This is a genomic window from Lysinibacillus sp. FJAT-14222, assembly GCF_001278875.1.
Lineage (GTDB): Bacteria > Bacillota > Bacilli > Bacillales_A > Planococcaceae > Lysinibacillus > Lysinibacillus agricola.
In genome coordinates, this window is the sequence record NZ_LIYL01000051.1 from 1 (window position 1) to 18,615 (window position 18,615).

Sequence of the window (18,615 nt, forward strand, 5' to 3'; positions counted from 1 at the left end):
ATGAAAGTATATTGTTTTACTGCATAAGACAAAGTTGTATTATAGAGTGTACGGGCAATTTCAAAACGTTTTAATAGAATATCCTTTTGCCATGGATCTATAAGTAACTTGAGTTCTATAATAAAACAATCTTTCTTCCATTTCGTCATTACCCGCCACTCCTTTCTTTTTTGATTATTCACAATATACAATATAAACATATGTTCTATAAAGAAAAAGCACTTCATTCCTCCCACCTCTGAAGAAGGGGGCTTTCTGAAGCTCACTTCTGTGAAGATACATTTTTATCAAAAACGATTTTTGCAATCTCTCTACATAAATGCATGACAGGTGAAACATTCATATTGCTTAAAAAGATAATCGTAACTTGGTCATCGACAAATCTAAGGAAATCACTTGAAAAACCGCTAATATCTCCAAAATGATGCACACATTTTTTCTCCATTAATTCAGAGACCATCCAACCACACGCATAAGACCCAAGATTTGGAGTCAACATTTTCTCTGTTAATTCCTTATGAAGGATTTTGGAAGATTTTATGGCCTTATCCCAAATAAATAGGTCCTCTGTTGTTGAATAAAAACCATAGAGCCTAATGGAAATGACATATCCGCATACGCAGCATGAATTGGTTCTTCCCAAAATGAATAGCCAGATGCTAAACCTGGAATCACCTTTACTCCATCATCACAACCTGTATGATACATACCTAATGGATGACATATATGCTGCTGTATGTAATCTGCATAAGGCATATCTGAAACTTTTTCTATAATGACCGTTAACAAAGCATACGCTGAATTTGAATAGCCAAAATTACTACCAGGTTCAAACTCTAATTCCCTTTCTTTAAAGGAATCAATTAGCTGATCTAATGTGGATGGCAATCTCATTGTACGAAACCAAAAATCAGGGGCATTTGTATAATTAGGTATTCCGGAACTATTAGTTAAACAATGATAGATTGTTATTTGTTGACCATTCGGATAATCTTGTAGATATTTTCCTACGTAATCATCAATATTCAATTTTTGCTTTTCATGCAATTGAAATATAGCCATCGCTGTAAATGCTTTCGTGAGTGACCCTATACGAAATTTAGTTGTTGGCACATTTGGAACGCTATGCTCCCAATTCGCCATACCAAAACCTCTGTTTAAAAGAATATTCTCATTAGATGTAATTAATAAAGTACCATTCAAATAACCGTTTCGATTATAAGAATCTACCCAATTATTTAACCGTTCCTCTAATAGCATGTGAGTTTCTCCTTACTAGAATGTTTAATCATCCTTCTTTATATTGATGGATTTTTTTCCTTACCTGATGAGTCGCCAAATCCACATATCTTTGGGGATTAATAAACGACTATCCTTTTCATCAATTTCATTTGTAGAGAAATACGCTTCTGGGTGATGTATACTTTAGGATTATTTCTTCTATATCCATGAAGATATTAAACCCTCTCAATATAAATATACTTCAAAGCAAAAACCTCCAATCCATACTCATACTGTGAATTTTTGCACAGTACGAAAAGATTAGGAGGTACGAAAATAGTTCATGTCTTTCTTTCTATTCATATATTATCCTCTACTATGAGTGAGTTGGCCTTCTATGATACGTATCGTAGTCATAGGAATGGGTATGATCCCCTTCAATTACTTTAATTCGAATGGACATTCCTTCTCCTACATTGGTGTTGATAAAAAACTGACCATTAAAGGCCTGTACCCTATCTTGCATTCCCCTGATGCCCATTGAATCAGCAAGAATGATATCATCCATTTTACATCCTACACCATCATCAGAATAAATAATTTCAAAGCCCTCTTCTGTTTCTAACAGATGAATTTCGACAGTGTTGGCATACGAATGTTTTAAAGCATTGTTTAACAACTCTTGGAAAAGCCGATAAATCATTAAGTTTAAACGCTCATCCTCCAAATATAGACGATCAATTGTGTAAATTAAAACAAAATCAGCACGCTTATGATTTTTTTGAATAAGCTTCTCAAGCGCAGCATTTAGTCCCAATGTATCTAATAAGGGGGGCTTTAAATTTTCACAGTAGCCTCTTAAATCATTCAACGAAGCAAGCATATGATCATGAATCTTGGAAAGGTTCGATTGAATATCTGACGTTTTCTTTGCATGTATAAATACATTCATTTCTCTAGCAATATGTAGCTGCTCTTGTAAAATCGTGTCATGAAGTTCTTGAGCTAATTGATATTTTTCTTCTTCAAACCTTAACCACAATAGCTTATTGAGCCAAGGTAGCTTATTTTTATCAGCATCCTTCATATGCTTTAACTGTTCGAGAAGATCTTCCACCATTTTTGTATTTTCTATAAAATTATTTAAGTATAAAAGCAATAATTCAAGCCATAATAATTCTTCATCCTTTAGATAGATAGATTTATTATGGTCTACAACTAATATTCTTTTATAATTAACATCCTGGTGGATAAAAGCAATATAAAAATGCTCAGTTTTCTTGATATCTCCTAAACCTAGCTTCTCAATTAAAACTTCATCAATCTGATTTTGTGTATATTCTTTTGATTTGCTCGTAGAAGTAACTTGATGTGTTTGTAAATCATAGGTTAAAACGTAAACTTGTTTAATCTCAAGATGTAAAGCAATTTCTTGAACAAATTTCTCAAGTAAGTCTTCAATCTTTACGACCCTTCCAATACTATCAACTGTCGTATACAATCGATGGATATAATCCCCTTTTGTTGAAAAAAGGATTTTTCGCTTGCTATAATCTATTTTCTCTTTAATGTAGAAAAGTGCAATTAACGATAAAAAGGCAAAAAAGAATATTTCCGTCATTCTTGAAATTGATAAATCAGTAATCCAATACAGACCTATTAATAGCCAAATTGTAAAAGCAAATGAAAAATTAAAATAATGACGTAAACGCGTAATAAAGTATTCCATATCAAAAATACGTTCAGTGAGCTGTGTACATATAAAGCTGTAAGGTATGAGAATTAAGAATAGGGAGCACACATCGGCAGAGAGTATGTATTGATTACATACAATTACTGGTAATGCATATAGAAAAAGAAACGGGAAGAACGGGATAATAATACTCATTAATAATACTTTTAATTGTGGCTTTCTGTACTTAAAATAATATATTATTAAAATACTAAGGATAAAAATAAGTAATAGGAAAAATAACCACAATATTATACTAGAGAATGTTGTTTTGGCAACTATACCACAGATACTAAGAAGAATAGCTATTAAAGGTATTGTATAAAATACTTTAATGTTACTAAGAAAAGCACAATGTATTCCTAAAAAGGAGAAATAATTTCTTAAAAAATGTAATAAGTATATTAAGCACAAAAGCATGCTACCACTATTTACAATTATCCCTACGCCATTTAGTTTACTAGACGCACCAATACTAACATAGGCTAGTGATACAGTTAATATAAACAGAATTAGTAAATTTAAAAGTTCAGTATTTTTCTGTTTGTAATACAAATAAAATGAAATCAATAAAGTCAAGAAATAATAAATAGAAGGAACTATCAACATATAGTAAAATTGTTCAGGTATATCTAAATGATTTATTTTTATTCTACTAATCTTTCCTTCTGGCTTCATTATCGTTAATTCATTAGCTTCTCGAATAACTGAACCATACTTTATATTAGAAACATCTTTAATTTGAACGCTATCAACATTTAGAACAATGTCCCCAAGAGAGATTCCTTGCTTATTTGCCCAATCTTTATAATAGGGATCTTTTACAACCCATTGTCCATCTTCTTCCTGTATTTTAATACTTATAAAAGGCGTGCTGTAAGTAATATAAAGCACATAAATACCTAGAGCTAGATATATACCTACAGCAAGCCAAAACCATTTACTTTTTAGTAACTTTATTGCCAAATTCCATTTCCTATGCGTAAATCTCCATCAAAGGACTCTAAAATTGCCTTCTGTTCAAGTTCTGTAACACCAACTAGAGAAGCTTTTTTTTCTTTCAACAAAGTTACCAACGACGGATTTTGTTCTAAAAATTGAATCATGTTAATCATAAAATCTCCTCATTTCATTAGTTTTTGTAATCACATCTATTATTTTGCTAAAAAATATTACTAATTCTTTTAAAGGAATTAATAACCATAAATGTAACTACAACTCCATTATACTATCTTCTTACATTTTTTCAACAAAATTTTCTATAAAATGCTAAAAAATAATGGATAAGGTAGATTTTTTGTTTAACATAGTATTTTCCTTACTATTTCGTCAAATTACTAATATAAATTTATTTACCAGACAATAAAATAAAATAGAAATAATTTACACTAATAACTATTTCATATTAAAATAAATTAAAAAGCTTATTCCTCCTCACCCTTTGGAATAAGCCTATGTAATATAAATCTTTTTACTCTTTTTTAGTTACAGGAACTACTTTTAGCGCTTGTCCAATTTCCCCATTGATTCAATTAACTTTATAGCTTGATCGTAAGGATATTCCTTACCAATTTCACAAGGTAGATTTTTAGAACACTTTAGTAAATCAGAAGCAGATATCTTTATGTCTAGCACATTTTTGATTTTGACTAAATCTTTTAATCCCCCAGTTGGTAAAGCTGTTAACAAAATATTACAAGTATCAATAGAGTTACTTAACTCCTCTTCCACTGACTGACTCACTAACACAACCACTATCAATCCAACTGTTAAAATCTACGGCAATAATAGATGCATTTTGCGGATTCATATCTCCGCAATCAACAGCGAAAATCCTACTCTCTTCAGTATCTAGTTCCATTAAAAAAACATTCCCACCACCGTCATCACCGATAGCAAGATAGCCTTTTGCATACTCATTTACTTCCCAAGTTTCGTTTCTTTCTATAATATCCTCTGTCCCATAAATCAGCACACCTCCGGCTATCGAAAGGCCATTAGTATATTTAAGTAACGTTCTATATGTAGTAGGTAGCTTAATGTTCATCATGTCTTCTAGGCTTAGTATTTCATTTTCGCTGGCTGGTGCATTTTTTATTAAGTCTGTAATTCTAGTTAAATTAAACATATTTCATCATCCTTTAGTATATACTCGCGATAAACCATCCCAACCTGATTTATTTTACAAAACGACAATGTTCATTCAAGACATGGTAAAAACCATACCATATTTTTGTCTTTACCAACTATCATCAATATATTTAGCATCAATCGAATCCACTAGCCAAACATTATCATTTCCATAGTAAAACTTAACACCTTGGTCGTAGGCTTCCTTTGCGTTTATCTTCAATATTCGAGGTTCATTATCTCTTCTTTTTCCAACGAGAGTAGCTGTTTCCGTATCTACTGACAAATGTACATATTGTCGCGATCGCGGAAGGAGTCCTTCTATCTTAATTTTCTCTAGAAATCTCTTAGCAGTACCATGATACAACACATTTGGTGGTATTCTTTCTTCTTGTGCTATCTTATGAATACTATTTGAATGTCCATATAGTGCCCTAATCTTATTATCATGTATTTCATGACGCTTCTTCTCTGCCATATTGACCATGTCAATAAATTCATTAACCTCTAACTGCCTCCATTTTGGTGTGGCTGAAAAAGCAGCTCTTAATTGTTCTAGAGAAACCCAACCTTCATCATCCATTTCTAATTCATATTCCCATGGAGCATGCCTAAGTGCATACGAAACTTCCTTGCTTAACTCTTCATAAGCCATTATATTTTCTCTCTCCCTAGTCATTTTAAGCCCTTTCAATAATTGAGCTATTCTTTTGTAACCATTGTCTTGCTTCATACTTCAAAATATGGATACTTGGCATTTTTTCACATATTTATACACCTCCCGATCGATTGGACTTCCTAAAAATTTTGTGTAATGATCGAAGTAAAGAGTTCCATAGTTAATCATCTAATTTCTCCTTTAGTACCTTCTATATTGTTTCCATCTAAATTTCAACTAAAGACAGCACTTCAAAACTAGCACAGTAAAATTTAATGATGTTATCTTCATAATCTTCTACTAAATATTTATTATCTAATTCAAAACCATTTTTACTTAAATTATGAATTGTAAAGCCCATTAATTGGTTGTAACTATTTCCAAATCCTATTAAATCAAGGACAGAAACATCATTAAATTTCATCTTCAACATATACTTTCTTCTATCCACTTCTACTAAAAAATCTACTTCTAAATAGGAAACTTCATCATAATATGGATTGTATCCTATATAATAATTGAAACCTTTAATATAGTTAACATTCGTTGAACTGAAATTGGGAATCTTTTTTAGAATTACTGTTTCTTCATACCACTCTTTTGTCATTTGTATTAATACTCCTTTGACTATTGTTTATGATTATAAAGATTCCATGTATCTTCAATACACTACTTTCATCTGAAGTAAAAACCGCATTCCTGATTAGACTAAGTTGTAAATATCACCTATTTTAATTGATTTCTTCCGGTATTTTAAATAAACAAAGAGTATCTAATGCTTCAAAAATGTTGTCGCCCAATTTATATAATGAGCTTGCATTTTTAGCAAACACCTTACCCGATTGAGAGATAAACATAATTAAATAACCACGATATGCTTCACCAACTACAATAAGAGGCTCATTTATCCGCGCCTCAAATTCCTCAAAGTCTTCTTTTCCATAATAATCCCCTACTGCTTCTTCAGGGCTAAAATGAAATGTTTCTATACTTCCGTTAGGGTGTTTATATTTATATGTCATCCCACCAAAAACGGTTAATACATCAATCACAGAATCATACACTTTGTATCCCATCGCTTCCAAAAACAATACGGTAATCTTTCAAGGCTGTTATCTTAAAAAGCTTCCCATTCATCAAATTGAACCACAAGTCTACCGAACCTTTAATTTCATATCTAATAAAAAACTTTGTAAACAACCTTGACTTCTCATCCATATTAGCAATTAAATCGTAGAACTGGCTTATATGACTATAAAGCTTAATCCCTCCAAGTCCTACCCAAGGAACAATAGGTAAATTGTTATCAACCACTCTACTCACTTCCTTTACAGAAACCAGGATAAATTCTCTCAATTTTGCTATACTATGCTGGAAATACTGATGCTGTTTATATGAATGCTATGGGAAAGGTAGCAATGGAAGCATGGGATCCTGATGCCATTATTATTGATCTGCAAGATTTAAATTATGAATGGGGAGATATGCTAGAATATGTGTTTGATATTAGGGCAGATAAATACCCTAATAAACTTAATTAAATCATTCCCATTATTTTTTCCTGTTGATACGTTTAAAATGCCTGGTAATACATATTTAGAAATTAAGTTAAAAAAATATGTAAATTCATCCCCAAAATTTGCAATTAAATTTTCTTTCTGCTTTTTCCCAATCATTCAAAGAAGGTGGATCTAAATCACCCCATTCTCTATCCAACACTTGAGATAAAACGGCTTCCACTTCATCATATGTCATATTACATTACCTCCCTAAGTGTGTTCTCCTCATTATTTTCTGACATTAAGCTAACTTAATTCTAATACATCGGTAAATAAAGCATCTCCTAAAGTAAATCGACTATTAAATGGTTAAATTTTTGGTAATTCACGCCATTCATAACCACCATTTCTATTCAAATCTCGTAAAATTCTTCTACCAAAATGACTTCCATAGAAGTACAATAAAATTCAATAAATTCGAATCCATCATTTTCACCATATCCACTATCATCATGTACATGATAACGCTGGCTGCTCACCAAACCTTGCTCTTTCATATCATGAACAATTAAGTCCCTTGACAGTGGAAAAGTTGTTGCTTTTCTTATCGTTAAATCGTCAACATGATAATATCTAATCCTTATTTTGAAAGGTTCTTTTGTTTCTATAAAGGTAATATGAAAGGTAAGATCCAGTGTTCCAATATAGTTATCTTCAACATCATTTTCAACATTATATTCAATCTTTACGATTCTCTCGTAAACCCAAACACCATCTAATCTTTGTGTAATTAGTTCTTTGTTTTTTAAATGCACTATGCTCTAACCTTCTTTTCATTTGATAGTCCAAGGTATAAACCAAAACCAATCAAGCTCCTATTATCTGTGCTATTTTGCAACCTCACTATCTGTTATTTTTTCAAGACTTTTTCAGCCAGTATTTTAGCCTCTTGATCATTTAATAATTTATCAGGTATAGCATTAAAAAATAGTAAAAATTCTTTAAGCTCTACATCATCTTCATCCCAATTAATCGCCTTTTGGGCGTGATGAAATGCAGCCTGATAAGCCCCCTCTATATGACATAATGGATGAGCTAAAATAATTGAAGCTATATAGTGAAGGAAAGCTGTTTCCCTACTTTTTAATAAATCTAAAACAAAAGAATAATATATGATACTTTCTGATTTATAACACAAATCCAATATATAATTCTCGAATTCATCTTTAGTCAAACCATCCACTAAAGTTTTGGCTTCTATTAATTTTAACGAAAGAATGAAGTTTTCTAATATAGTTTTACCTTGCATAAAGTCGATTCATTGTCATACATAAAATTTTCGTGATTTATCTTCCATCTATCTTCCAGGAACATCTAACTTAACATATCTTCTCATTATGATACACTCTTTTTCCTACTTCCTTATCTCTGTTAATTCCGATACTTAATAGTTCATGCATAAAGAAATGTATTTATGCTATAGAAATATTTTACAAATGAATTACGACACCTTAGTTTTCCTTATAAAATCCTGATAATTATAATTTAAAGTTTCATTAACAAAGGTTTTTCAACAGTCACCACTTGTTGAAAGAACAAAATAACAATCGAAAGGATAATTATATGAAACAAAAGCTTTCACCTATATCTACCAAAGAGCGGATTGAAACACTCGATGTGTTAAGGGGGTTCGCATTATTAGGAATCATATTAGCAAATATTGTTTGGTTCCTTTACCCTGTATACATGCAGGAAGATTTAAGTTTTAAAAATGAATGGACTTCTTTTTGGAATGACGCCGATTATACAGTTAAAACTATTCTTACTATGTTTGTCGATGGAAAATTTGTCATGCTCTTTTCCATGCTGTTCGGTTTTGGCATGGTCATCATGCAGGAAAGAGCTGCCGCAAAGCAACTAAATTTTTGGGGAATTTATTCTAGACGACTTATTGCGTTATTTATTTTCGGTTGTATCCATGCCTATTTCATTTGGTTTGGAGATATTTTAACAGACTATGCAATTTTAGGATTATTACTCCTTCTCATGCATAAGTTAAAACCCAACGCTATGTTAATCATTAGCTTAACTTTATATAGCTTACTTTTGGGATCATTAACGTTTGGAGCTCTATCCTCCGATTCTACTACGACAATGTCAATGTCTATGTCCATGTCAGAGGAAAGTCGTCAGCTCATGCAGGTTACGATAGATGCCCATCAAAATGGAAATATTCAAGAATTAATGGATGCTAATTTTATGGAAAGAACTTTTTATACAATCCGTAATGGGCTATATGTTCTTTTTCTAGGCAACCCTATATTTTATTTATTTTCAAATCTTCCGTTCTTACTAATGTTCTTATTTGGAGCAGCTGTTGCGAAGAAAAAATGGCTGCATCGTTTTGAAGAATATCGAAAAGGCTTTTTCATTACGTGGTTACTAACATTGATTTTTGGTGGGACATTGGGCTGGATATTACCTTTCCTTTCAGAAAACTTTTCTGCTGTTCAATATATTAGCTCACCACTCCTAACAATCTTTTATGCCATTAGCTTGATCTTTATTTATCACACGGTGAATGGGAAGAAAATTTTACAGTGGTTAGCGTTCCCTGGAAGAATGGCATTCACAAACTATATCGGCCAATCTATTATATGTACATTTTTATTTGGACCATTTGCATTCGGCGTATACGGAAAACTTCACTTAACGACAGCTATCATCATTGCCATTGTCATTTTTGCTTTCCAAGTGATTTTTAGTAAGCTTTGGTTATCCAAATTCCGCTTCGGGCCACTAGAATATGTTTGGAGGTCATTCACTTATTTAGGTATTAATAAGGAATCTAAAAAAGTATAGCTTAGGTGCTGATCAACTGTGAGTTCTCGATAAATTTAGGATTCTTTTTGATAAAATGAACTAAGGGGCTGTATGTATAATTAGAGAAATCATTTATAACAACAAGAAAGGATTGATAAATATTGAAGCAATCATTAAAACAGGCGATAGCTTTACAAGCCGTAGAGGAGTCTGTTACTTATACGGATAGTAAATTAGGCGGACGACCTTATTGTAAATTAGGTGATAGCTTTCCTGTACATAGTAGTGGCACACCTTATATGTTTTTAGCACAGCTTAATTTTTCTCAGCTACCTTCACTGGAAGATTACCCACAGCAAGGGCTTCTACAGTTTTTTGTGTTGGCAGATGAGGATTATGGTGTTTACGAGGATGGTTATTATTGTCGCTATTATGCGGACTTTGAGCCCTCTCATGATATAGAGCCTTTTTCTGATAAGGAGATGGAGTATGAGCTATGTGAACCAATTATCTTTGGTGGTCCTTATGCATTTAAAGCAACATTACGAGAAGAGTTAGTACCATACACAGATCCTCGCTCCGTTCATTATGACTTACCAATGGAGAACCCTGCATATTCAAAGTATTTTGATCAAACAGATGGTAGTGGCACAAAAATAGGTGGCTACGCATTTATGGATCAAAATAGTTTTGATGAGAATAATGGCAATGCAGAGCTGCTGTTTCAATTAGATATGGAGGGTGATGCCCATAAGACATATGCCATGATAGCAGACTCTGGCACATTGCAATTTTTTATCGAGCGAGATTCTCTGATCGCAAAGGATTTTTCTAATCTTTATTATTATCTTTACAGTATGTAATAGAAATCGTATCGCTAAGGCAGTGGCGATACGTTTTTATTGCCTTCGCGTGTAAATATGCCTCAATCGTAAGAGTCAAATAGCGCCCACCTGTTACTCAGGGGGCGCTATTTGACTCTTACATAAAAAACTTAAATTAATTGGTCTAGACTCCCATCAACTAAGAGTATTGTCTGGATAGGGTATTTTTCCTGCGCAATATTCCTTCCATAGCCCATTTAACCAACTACTATTAAAATTACAAAGCACTGCCTCTAATAATAATGCAATATCATCTGATAAATAAGCTGCAAGATCAGGTTGGATGTTCAGACATAAGATCAAATACTTTCCAACTGATTATTTCAATGTCAGTATTGATTTCCTGCTTGATCGAACAAACAGAATAGATAGTAATGTTGAAAATAGTAAAATACAAAAATAAGTTAGATTTGTAACGAAAATGCAGAGAATTGCAATTAAGTAAAGTTACAATTCTCTGCATTTTTATTTTGCAATTAACAACTAGAGGCGAAGTATTCCTATCACTTCTGATGATTCGTTAGATTAAAGGGCGATATATATCATTCCAGTAAGGAATCATCTCTTCTGAAAAAATATAAATAAAATCATTAGAAGATAGGTTTCCTAAATTATCTAATGCAATTCCAAACTTGAAATATATTTTATAGTTTCTGTTTATAAAATACTCTTCATTTTTTAAACTATCCAATTTAGAACCGAATTTTGATAACAATTTATTATCAATAAAAACTTCCTCTTTACAATTTAAGGCTAGTTGAATTAACTGTCCTTTTTCATTATACATTGCTTGACTATTCGTCCTGTTTTCTGTAGTTATACCCTTTTTTTTATTCTTGCTTATTTTTAAAGGAACTCCCCATATTTTTTCAATTTCACTCAGTTGCATGCCGAATTTCAATAATCCAACAGATTGATACGGAGTAATTTCATATTTTAAGTTTATTAGCTGATTATCAATACTTCTGAATTGAAAAGCTAATTTTATATCTTTCTCGTAAATATTTTTTTGGTTATCTGAATAAATTGTTAATTGAATTCCATCATCAGGAAAATCTAAACCGTAAATCGACATGTTATACTGAGGAAATATATAACATCCATCAACAAAATACGGATTTTCTTTGAATAAAAATTGCTTTGATTCATTCATTAAATCAATTTTTTGATTATTCAAGAAAATAACATCTGGATTGTTCACAGAAATACTTACTAAAACATCATCTACAAAATGAAATATATATTCATCTTGATATAGAAAAAATTCTTTTCCATTGACATTTTTCTTATCCAATTCACCTATGATATTTTTTAAATCTGAAGATGTCATAGATAGCTTTACTTCGTTTATCCCGATTTTGGGTAATATTTTTAACTCTCTTCTCATACCTTCTACCTCATCTGCAATATTTTCTTGTTAATCTTTTTGTTCTGCATTGGTTATATATCCATTGTCTCCTGCGTATTCCAACATTTCTCTTATTCCATCATTAAATTGAGAACCAAATTTTCTTTGTACGTCTCGTATGTCAATTTCCATCGCTTTTCCGAATTTCCCACTATCAATCAATTCCTTTTGGTATGCTCTCCATTGTTTCCCTTTGTTATAACTTCCCCAACTAGCTGTATCAAGATGATCGGGAGTAGGCATCCAAATTGCTGGTCCTTTCGCATAACTTACTGGAGAAACTGAGTTTGCAGGCATATGATGTACCTGACCTCCTATGTTCGTTGCTCTAACACTAGCATAGGAACCGCCTTGTTTTAAACCAAAAATATCAATATAAATATTAGGGTCACTGACATATCCATAGAGCGTAGGATTCCCACCCGCAAGCCCAATAGGGTCTGGCTGCGTATACATACCCATACTAGGGTCGTAATAGCGGAAGCGATTATAATACAAACCACTGCTCAAATCGTGGTACTGCCCTTGATACCTAAACGGAATGAAATCCTGCTCACCAGTGAACTCCACCATTCGTCCATAAATATCAAGCTCAGCTGACCAAACCTTTTTACCTTCTTCATCATAGGCTTTTACAGGCGTTCCAAGATAATCACTAATAATACTGTAATTACCTTCATTCGTAATTTTAGCTGAAGGAATGAATCCATTGTTAAATACCCATGTGACTAGATTATCTGGTATTTCTGAGTCGTTCTGTGATGAATACTCATCTATATTTTCAAATATATCTGAATTATTATACAAGAAATACTCATGTAGGATAGTATTCCCATCCCATACGAATTTCATTGTATTTTCGTCAGAACTTTTCTTTATTCGTCTACCTAGCGAGTCATACTTAAAAGTAACTTCTGTGTTGTCTGGTTTGATGACCTTCGACATCATACCATTGCCATAGTATTCGTACTTCCACGTATCACCGTTCTTCTCAACCTTCTGAACAAGATTACCTTCTTCATCATAAGAGAATGTTGCCTCTCTCGTTTCAAGCAATCTACTTCCAGCACCATAAACACGATCTGTCTTTTCTTTAGTTTCATACAAATTCCCTACATCGTCTACACTACGGTGTAAGAAGTCAAATTGATCGCCTTGATTGGAACAAACGAGGTTACTAAATTCATCATAACCATAAGTAACTTTTACACCTGTTAACTCGTTAACCATGCTTCGTAAGCGACGATTGACATCCCAATTATACACGCGTCTTCGTGTGTCACGATTTTGACTACTTATGCTGTGATGTGTCGGTCTACCCGTTGCATCATACTGCCATTTGCTAATGACATCCCCTGGTAAGATTCTCTCAATCTCTTGACCAAGTTCATTGTACTGCATGGATGCTGTCCATTGTTCTTGCTCTGAGCGAGAGGCTGTGATTTGTGACACATTTCCCATTTCATTTCGAGCGACATCGATTTTTGCACCTAAGCTACTCGTAATCTGTGAACGGTTGCCTAATTCGTCATAACTGCTTGAAATCCAATGGTCATTTTGCCATTCCTTGATCACTTGTCCAGATGGGTCTCGCTCCAGTTTTACTTTCACATGCTCATTTTCAGTCTCAATTAACGAACCATTTTTGTCATAGCCAAACGTTTCCCAGGTGTCATCGTAATAATCAGCTCGAATGATATTCCCTAGACCATCATGTTGATACGCTGTCCAACGATCACCCGGACGTTGAATTCTCTGAACTAAACCAGCCAGACTTCGCTCATACGTTCTTTCAATCTCATCAAAGCCGACTTCCTTAATGATATTGCCTTTCGTATCACGTTCAAACTGATACGCTTCGCCTTTTTCATTGATGACAGCGGTTAACTGCTCTTCTGTATTTATTGGTATTATCAATAGCCTTTTTATGGCAAAATTATATCACTTTAGTATTTAGTTTTTTAGAGTGAGCATAAACAAGAAAAACATATGTAAAAAGGTTTATGCTCCTCTTTAACATATGTTTTTTGAATTTAATATCACTTTATCATCAGAGATCTAATATGGAACTTGTTATTGTAGGACCCTGTTTCTATCTCATGCTATACTAGTTCATCCGTACAGAACTATTTTTATTTTTGAGAATCTTTGATTATCGGAACAACTTGTACAGCTATCGGGTAAAATAATTTTTCATTATAGCTTAGTACCTCTTCAGGCCAATAAAATTTTTGAAGACGTTTGTTATATCCAACTTCTTGAGAATCTACTACTTTCATACCAATATTACAATGACTAGAAATATGTTTTTTCAATAATTTCCCTATTAACTTAGCTGACTCACTTTTACTTGGATTCCAGATAAAACTTGTATGATTGACTTTTTCATCATTTTTTTCGTATACATTATTCTTTTCGTAAAGGTTAAGAATATAAATAAAATCATGCTTATCTTCAATATATGGTCTAGTATTTAATGATCTAATCTTTTTATCAAAATTTTCTTTTGTACCAATTGAAATAGCCATATCCTTATTTAAATAATCATTTTCATTTAACAATTCACCAAATTTTAGACCTTCCTTATGATAATTAATATCTTCAAAAAAGATCAAATCATTTTTTGATAAAAAATCGTTGATAAGATGAACTATAAAACTTCGTTTAGCTATTATATCTAGTTCCATTTTATATAAATCTCCTACAAATTATTTTTTCTTACAAAGTGTACCCGAACTTTTATTATTATGCTCTGGGTGATTATAGGATCTAAACTCCACTGGATCAGCTACATTATGTTTTCCCCGTACATTGTTCAAATCGTCAAGTGCTTGCTGTTCTCTTTTAATAGGTGATCCATCTTTTTTTGTTTTCCCGACATTACCCCACTTTTTATTACCATCAGCATCTCTATAAATTATATCTGGTCGTCTACCTTGTTTATTACCTCCTGGCGTTTCAATAAGCGTTTCCTGTCTTCTTCCTCCACCATTTAGAACTGTACCACCATTTGCCTCGACTTCATCGCCCCAAGCCTTTATCATTTCATTATGTGGTCCTTTACCATCTGTCTTAGGTCCTCGTTTAGCTAATCCAAATGGATCAATCCAAATATTTGGATCATGTACATAACTATAAAGTTTAATGCCACCAGATAAACCAATCGGGTCTGGCTGTGTATACATTCCCTCACTTGGAGAGTAGTATCGGAATCTGTTGAAATATAATCCTGTCTCAACATCTTCATACTGTCCTTGATAACGGAATGGAATAAAGTTTTTCTCACCTGTAAATTCATTCACTCTACCGTAGATATCAAGCTCAGCCGACCAAACTTTATTACCTTCTTCATCATAAGCTTCGACAGGCGTTCCTAGATAATCACTAATGATGCTGTAATTACCTTCATTCGTGATTTTAGCTGAAGGTACGAACCCATCGTTAAATACCCATGTGACTAGATTATCTACTATTTCGGAGTCAGTCTGTAATGAAGATTCAACTAGATTTTCAAATTTCTCTGAATCATTCTGCGTGAAACACTCATGTAGGATAGTATTCCCATCCCAAACGAAACTTGTTGTTTTCTCGTCAGAACACTTCTCTATTCGTCTACCTAGCGGGTCATACTTAAAAGTAACTTCTGTGTTGTCTGGTTTGATGACCTTCGACATCATGCCATTGCCATAGTACTCGTACTTCCACGTATCACCATTCTTCTCAAATTTCTGAATCAGATTACCTTCATCATCATAAGAGAATGTTGCCTCTTTCGTTTCAAGCAATCTGCTGCCTGCACCATAGACACGATCTTTCTTTTCTTTTGTTTCATATAAATTCCCTACATCATCGAAACTTCGGTGTAAGAAGTCAAATTGACCGCCTTGATTGGACCAGACGAGGTTACTGAACTCATCGTAACCATAGGTAACCTTTACACCAGTTAACTCGTTTACAATGCTTCGCAAGCGCTGATTGACGTCCCAATTATATGCGCGTCTTCGTGTATCACCGTTTTGACTACTTATTCTATGGTGTGTTGGTCTACCTGCTACATCATACTGCCACTTGCTAATGACATCTCCTGGTAAGATCCTTTCAATCTCTTGACCAAGTTCATTGTATTGCATTGATGCTGTCCAAAGGGCTTGCTCTGAGCGAGAAGCCGTGATTTGCGACACATTACCCATTTCATTACGAGCGACATCGATTCTTGCACCTAAGCTTCTCGTAATCTATGAATGGTTGCCTAAAACTGATATTAACTTTTTAAATTATAAAAAATAACTATTTTCTGAATTTAGGCGACACCATGTCTCAATGTCTCAAAACTTTAATATCAAAGTTTCGAGCGATTTCGGTAATAAACAAGTAAAAAAACTTAATTCCAACACAAAAACATATGTAAAGAAAGACTTATACGTCTTTTTTACATATGTTTTTTTAATCTTTATTAAATCCATTAAATAACACAAAAGACTTGTAATACTGTTGTTTCTTTATTTTTATATTATTGTTGGTTAAAACTCACTTCTTTATTATATCTTAATATTTACGTTCTTCTTCTTCATCATCTAGTATATGATTAAAAAAGTCAGAAAAATTCTCCCATACATCTGGCTCGGAAATAAAATCTTGCTCCTCTAATTTAGTTATTTCTACAGAATCTAGCCAAATGATTGATGGTTTGTTTTCTGTATCCATAACAATAATACTTTCATCTTGTTCAGCAATAACAACAAACCTACTCGGTAAACCAACGGCCTCTCTAATTCTCAAAGTTTCTCCAATAAGATTTGTTGAATCAGAAAATAAAAAAGAATGTATATTTTTCCCTCCAACATCTCCTCCACTGTAGAAACTAGATACTTCACGAAAATCATTAGGTAGTTTTATTTGAAGATCATATTCGATTTTATCCAAGTAATCATTAGAAATTCCATCAATATCGTATAAAACTCTGTATTTATTTAGCAATTCATTCATATCATTCATTATATTTCCACCTCTTCTAAAAAATTATGATTTACATCGGGTTTTCCAATATTCTCGTGTATCGACATCAAATTTCGGCCTATTTATCGGATAATTAGGATGTGGTTTATTTCTCCCAAATTGACTATGCAATATATCTTGCCCATACTTTCCAACACCATGATAACGAGTACTTGCTTCTACTAATGCTCCTCTCGAATCTTGACCTAGATGATGTAATGTTGCAAAACTACCATCCGATAGTTGTGGTGCTTTTCCGTATTTATTTGCCGCATCCCTATTCGTCATACCAATATACCTTTTATCACCTGCACTTCTAATTTCATCCCAATTAATATCATCTCTTTGATACACATCATATGTTTGTCTAGTTCCCTTTGGTCTTGTTGCAGTCCAAATAACTTTTTTCCAATTTATCAAGCCAAACGGATCCAGCTCCATGAGAGGGTCACTAACATATCCATATAACGTTGGATTATTCCCCGCTAGCCTAATAGGGTCTTGTTGTGTGTAAATCCCCTCACTTGGTGAGTAATATCGGAATCTGTTGTAATATAATCCGATTTCCACGTCTTCATACTGCCCTTGATAACGGAATGGAATGAAATCCTTTTCACCTGCAAACTCTATTACTCGCCCATAAATATCAAGCTCAGCCGACCAAACCTTTTTACCTTCTTCATCATAAGCTTCGACAGGCGTTCCAAGATAATCACTAATAATACTGTAATAACCTTCATCCGTAATTTTAGCAGAAGGTACGAACCCATCGTTAAATACCCATGTGACTAGATTCTCTGGTATTTCAGACTTATTCTCTGAGGAATACTCAACTGGATTTTCTAATTTATCTGAATCATTCTGCAAGAAATACTCATGTAGGATAGTATTCCCATCCCATACGAATCTCATAGTTTTCTCGTTAGAACTCTTCTCTATTCGTCTACCTAGCGAGTCATACTTGAAAGTAACTTCTACCTTGTCTGGTTTTATGACCTTCGACATCATGCCATTGCCATAGTATTCGTACTTCCACGTATCACCATTCTTCTCAACTTTCTGAATCAGATTCCCTTCATCATCATAAGAGAATGTTGCCTCTCTCGTTTCAAGCAATCTACTTCCGGCACCATAGACACGATCGGTCTTTTCTTTCGTTTCATACAAATTCCCGACATCATCAACACTGCGGTGTAAGAAATCAAATTGACCGCCTTGATTGGACCAAACGAGATTACTGAATTCATCGTAGCCATAGGTAACTT

General features: G+C 33.3%; 20 protein-coding genes and 1 pseudogene. 3 read left to right on the top strand and 18 right to left on the bottom strand.

What is annotated here, in order from left to right; genetic code table 11:
* Positions 1-262: 262 nt before the first annotated feature.
* The 9 genes and pseudogenes from AN161_RS30740 to AN161_RS22200 form a co-directional block, all read right to left on the bottom strand.
* Positions 263-499, bottom strand: coding sequence for a hypothetical protein (locus AN161_RS30740; RefSeq protein WP_053596503.1), 237 nt, complete (start codon positions 497-499; stop codon positions 263-265).
* A gap of 38 nt (positions 500-537) precedes the next feature.
* Entirely contained in the window at positions 538-1,260 is a 723-nt protein-coding gene (locus tag AN161_RS22160) for a serine hydrolase domain-containing protein (protein WP_053596504.1), read from the bottom strand.
* A 337-nt stretch (positions 1,261-1,597) separates the two neighbouring features.
* Positions 1,598-3,919 (bottom strand): ATP-binding protein, encoded by a 2,322-nt coding sequence (locus AN161_RS22165; protein WP_053596505.1) that lies wholly within the window; start codon positions 3,917-3,919, stop codon positions 1,598-1,600.
* Positions 3,910-4,068: a competence pheromone ComX gene (gene comX, locus AN161_RS22170; RefSeq protein ID WP_053596506.1), complete on the bottom strand. Its 159-nt coding sequence runs from the start codon at positions 4,066-4,068 to the stop codon at positions 3,910-3,912. The genes AN161_RS22165 and comX overlap by 10 nt, the downstream gene beginning before the upstream one ends.
* Positions 4,069-4,424: 356 nt before the next feature.
* Positions 4,425-5,081, bottom strand: a pseudogene (locus AN161_RS31265) (SMI1/KNR4 family protein).
* Between the two features lie 111 nt (positions 5,082-5,192).
* Entirely contained in the window at positions 5,193-5,738 is a 546-nt protein-coding gene (locus AN161_RS22185; RefSeq protein WP_053596509.1) for an RNA 2'-phosphotransferase, read from the bottom strand.
* A gap of 229 nt (positions 5,739-5,967) precedes the next feature.
* Entirely contained in the window at positions 5,968-6,348 is a 381-nt protein-coding gene (locus AN161_RS22190) for a hypothetical protein (RefSeq protein ID WP_053596510.1), read from the bottom strand.
* Positions 6,349-6,472: 124 nt separating this feature from the next.
* Entirely contained in the window at positions 6,473-6,793 is a 321-nt protein-coding gene (locus tag AN161_RS22195; protein ID WP_158003087.1) for an SUKH-3 domain-containing protein, read from the bottom strand.
* A 4-nt stretch (positions 6,794-6,797) separates the two neighbouring features.
* Positions 6,798-7,055 (bottom strand): hypothetical protein, encoded by a 258-nt coding sequence (locus tag AN161_RS22200; RefSeq protein WP_053596512.1) that lies wholly within the window; start codon positions 7,053-7,055, stop codon positions 6,798-6,800.
* A 104-nt stretch (positions 7,056-7,159) separates the two neighbouring features.
* On the opposite strand from AN161_RS22200, the gene AN161_RS31160 reads away from it, so the two are divergent.
* The gene (locus AN161_RS31160) at positions 7,160-7,282 is read left to right on the top strand and encodes a hypothetical protein (RefSeq protein WP_277815971.1); all 123 of its coding nucleotides are present in this window, start codon (positions 7,160-7,162) and stop codon (positions 7,280-7,282) included.
* 85 nt (positions 7,283-7,367) lie between these two features.
* Here AN161_RS31160 and AN161_RS31165 read toward each other — a convergent pair whose 3' ends face one another.
* The 3 genes from AN161_RS31165 to AN161_RS22215 all read right to left on the bottom strand — a co-directional run bounded on the left by AN161_RS31165 (position 7,368) and on the right by AN161_RS22215 (position 8,549).
* Entirely contained in the window at positions 7,368-7,496 is a 129-nt protein-coding gene (locus AN161_RS31165) for a hypothetical protein (RefSeq protein ID WP_277815972.1), read from the bottom strand.
* Positions 7,497-7,653: 157 nt separating this feature from the next.
* Positions 7,654-8,055, bottom strand: coding sequence for a hypothetical protein (locus AN161_RS22210; RefSeq protein ID WP_053596514.1), 402 nt, complete (start codon positions 8,053-8,055; stop codon positions 7,654-7,656).
* A 95-nt stretch (positions 8,056-8,150) separates the two neighbouring features.
* The gene (locus tag AN161_RS22215; protein WP_053596515.1) at positions 8,151-8,549 is read right to left on the bottom strand and encodes a hypothetical protein; all 399 of its coding nucleotides are present in this window, start codon (positions 8,547-8,549) and stop codon (positions 8,151-8,153) included.
* A gap of 314 nt (positions 8,550-8,863) precedes the next feature.
* Between AN161_RS22215 and AN161_RS22220 the strand changes: the two genes are divergently transcribed.
* Positions 8,864-10,102 carry a DUF418 domain-containing protein gene (locus AN161_RS22220; protein WP_053596516.1) on the top strand — a complete coding sequence of 413 codons (1,239 nt, stop codon included), beginning with the start codon at positions 8,864-8,866 and terminating at the stop codon, positions 10,100-10,102.
* 122 nt (positions 10,103-10,224) lie between these two features.
* Positions 10,225-10,926 carry a YwqG family protein gene (locus tag AN161_RS22225; protein ID WP_053596517.1) on the top strand — a complete coding sequence of 234 codons (702 nt, stop codon included), beginning with the start codon at positions 10,225-10,227 and terminating at the stop codon, positions 10,924-10,926.
* Positions 10,927-11,467: 541 nt separating this feature from the next.
* Here the strand turns inward: AN161_RS22225 and AN161_RS22230 are convergent.
* From AN161_RS22230 to AN161_RS31170, 6 genes are all read right to left on the bottom strand, one after another.
* Positions 11,468-12,334: a hypothetical protein gene (locus tag AN161_RS22230; RefSeq protein WP_053596518.1), complete on the bottom strand. Its 867-nt coding sequence runs from the start codon at positions 12,332-12,334 to the stop codon at positions 11,468-11,470.
* Between the two features lie 30 nt (positions 12,335-12,364).
* Positions 12,365-14,272: an RHS repeat-associated core domain-containing protein gene (locus tag AN161_RS22235; protein WP_053596519.1), complete on the bottom strand. Its 1,908-nt coding sequence runs from the start codon at positions 14,270-14,272 to the stop codon at positions 12,365-12,367.
* Positions 14,273-14,487: 215 nt separating this feature from the next.
* On the bottom strand, positions 14,488-15,042 hold the full coding sequence (locus tag AN161_RS22240; protein WP_053596520.1) for a hypothetical protein: 555 nt from the start codon (positions 15,040-15,042) through the stop codon (positions 14,488-14,490).
* 21 nt (positions 15,043-15,063) lie between these two features.
* Positions 15,064-16,536, bottom strand: a complete 1,473-nt coding sequence (locus tag AN161_RS22245; RefSeq protein WP_158003088.1) for an RHS repeat-associated core domain-containing protein — start codon at positions 16,534-16,536, stop codon at positions 15,064-15,066.
* Between the two features lie 364 nt (positions 16,537-16,900).
* Positions 16,901-17,350 carry an SMI1/KNR4 family protein gene (locus AN161_RS22250; RefSeq protein ID WP_075807322.1) on the bottom strand — a complete coding sequence of 150 codons (450 nt, stop codon included), beginning with the start codon at positions 17,348-17,350 and terminating at the stop codon, positions 16,901-16,903.
* Between the two features lie 24 nt (positions 17,351-17,374).
* The coding region (locus AN161_RS31170; protein WP_198926927.1) for an RHS repeat-associated core domain-containing protein at positions 17,375-18,615 on the bottom strand (1,241 nt) is incomplete at its 5' end.

Bases quoted from the DNA above. Each gene is read 5' to 3' on its own strand.
- comX (WP_053596506.1), bottom strand. From the start codon at position 4,068: ATGATTAACATGATTCAATTTTTAGAACAAAATCCGTCGTTGGTAACT.
- AN161_RS31165 (WP_277815972.1), bottom strand. From the start codon at position 7,496: ATGACATATGATGAAGTGGAAGCCGTTTTATCTCAAGTGTTGGATAGA.
- AN161_RS31160 (WP_277815971.1), top strand. From the start codon at position 7,160: ATGGAAGCATGGGATCCTGATGCCATTATTATTGATCTGCAAGATTTA.
- AN161_RS30740 (WP_053596503.1), bottom strand. From the start codon at position 499: ATGTTGACTCCAAATCTTGGGTCTTATGCGTGTGGTTGGATGGTCTCT.
- AN161_RS22230 (WP_053596518.1), bottom strand. From the start codon at position 12,334: ATGAGAAGAGAGTTAAAAATATTACCCAAAATCGGGATAAACGAAGTA.
- AN161_RS22185 (WP_053596509.1), bottom strand. From the start codon at position 5,738: ATGGCTTATGAAGAGTTAAGCAAGGAAGTTTCGTATGCACTTAGGCAT.
- AN161_RS22160 (WP_053596504.1), bottom strand. From the start codon at position 1,260: ATGCTATTAGAGGAACGGTTAAATAATTGGGTAGATTCTTATAATCGA.
- AN161_RS22215 (WP_053596515.1), bottom strand. From the start codon at position 8,549: ATGCAAGGTAAAACTATATTAGAAAACTTCATTCTTTCGTTAAAATTA.
- AN161_RS22190 (WP_053596510.1), bottom strand. From the start codon at position 6,348: ATGACAAAAGAGTGGTATGAAGAAACAGTAATTCTAAAAAAGATTCCC.
- AN161_RS22250 (WP_075807322.1), bottom strand. From the start codon at position 17,350: ATGAATGATATGAATGAATTGCTAAATAAATACAGAGTTTTATACGAT.
- AN161_RS22240 (WP_053596520.1), bottom strand. From the start codon at position 15,042: ATGGAACTAGATATAATAGCTAAACGAAGTTTTATAGTTCATCTTATC.
- AN161_RS22220 (WP_053596516.1), top strand. From the start codon at position 8,864: ATGAAACAAAAGCTTTCACCTATATCTACCAAAGAGCGGATTGAAACA.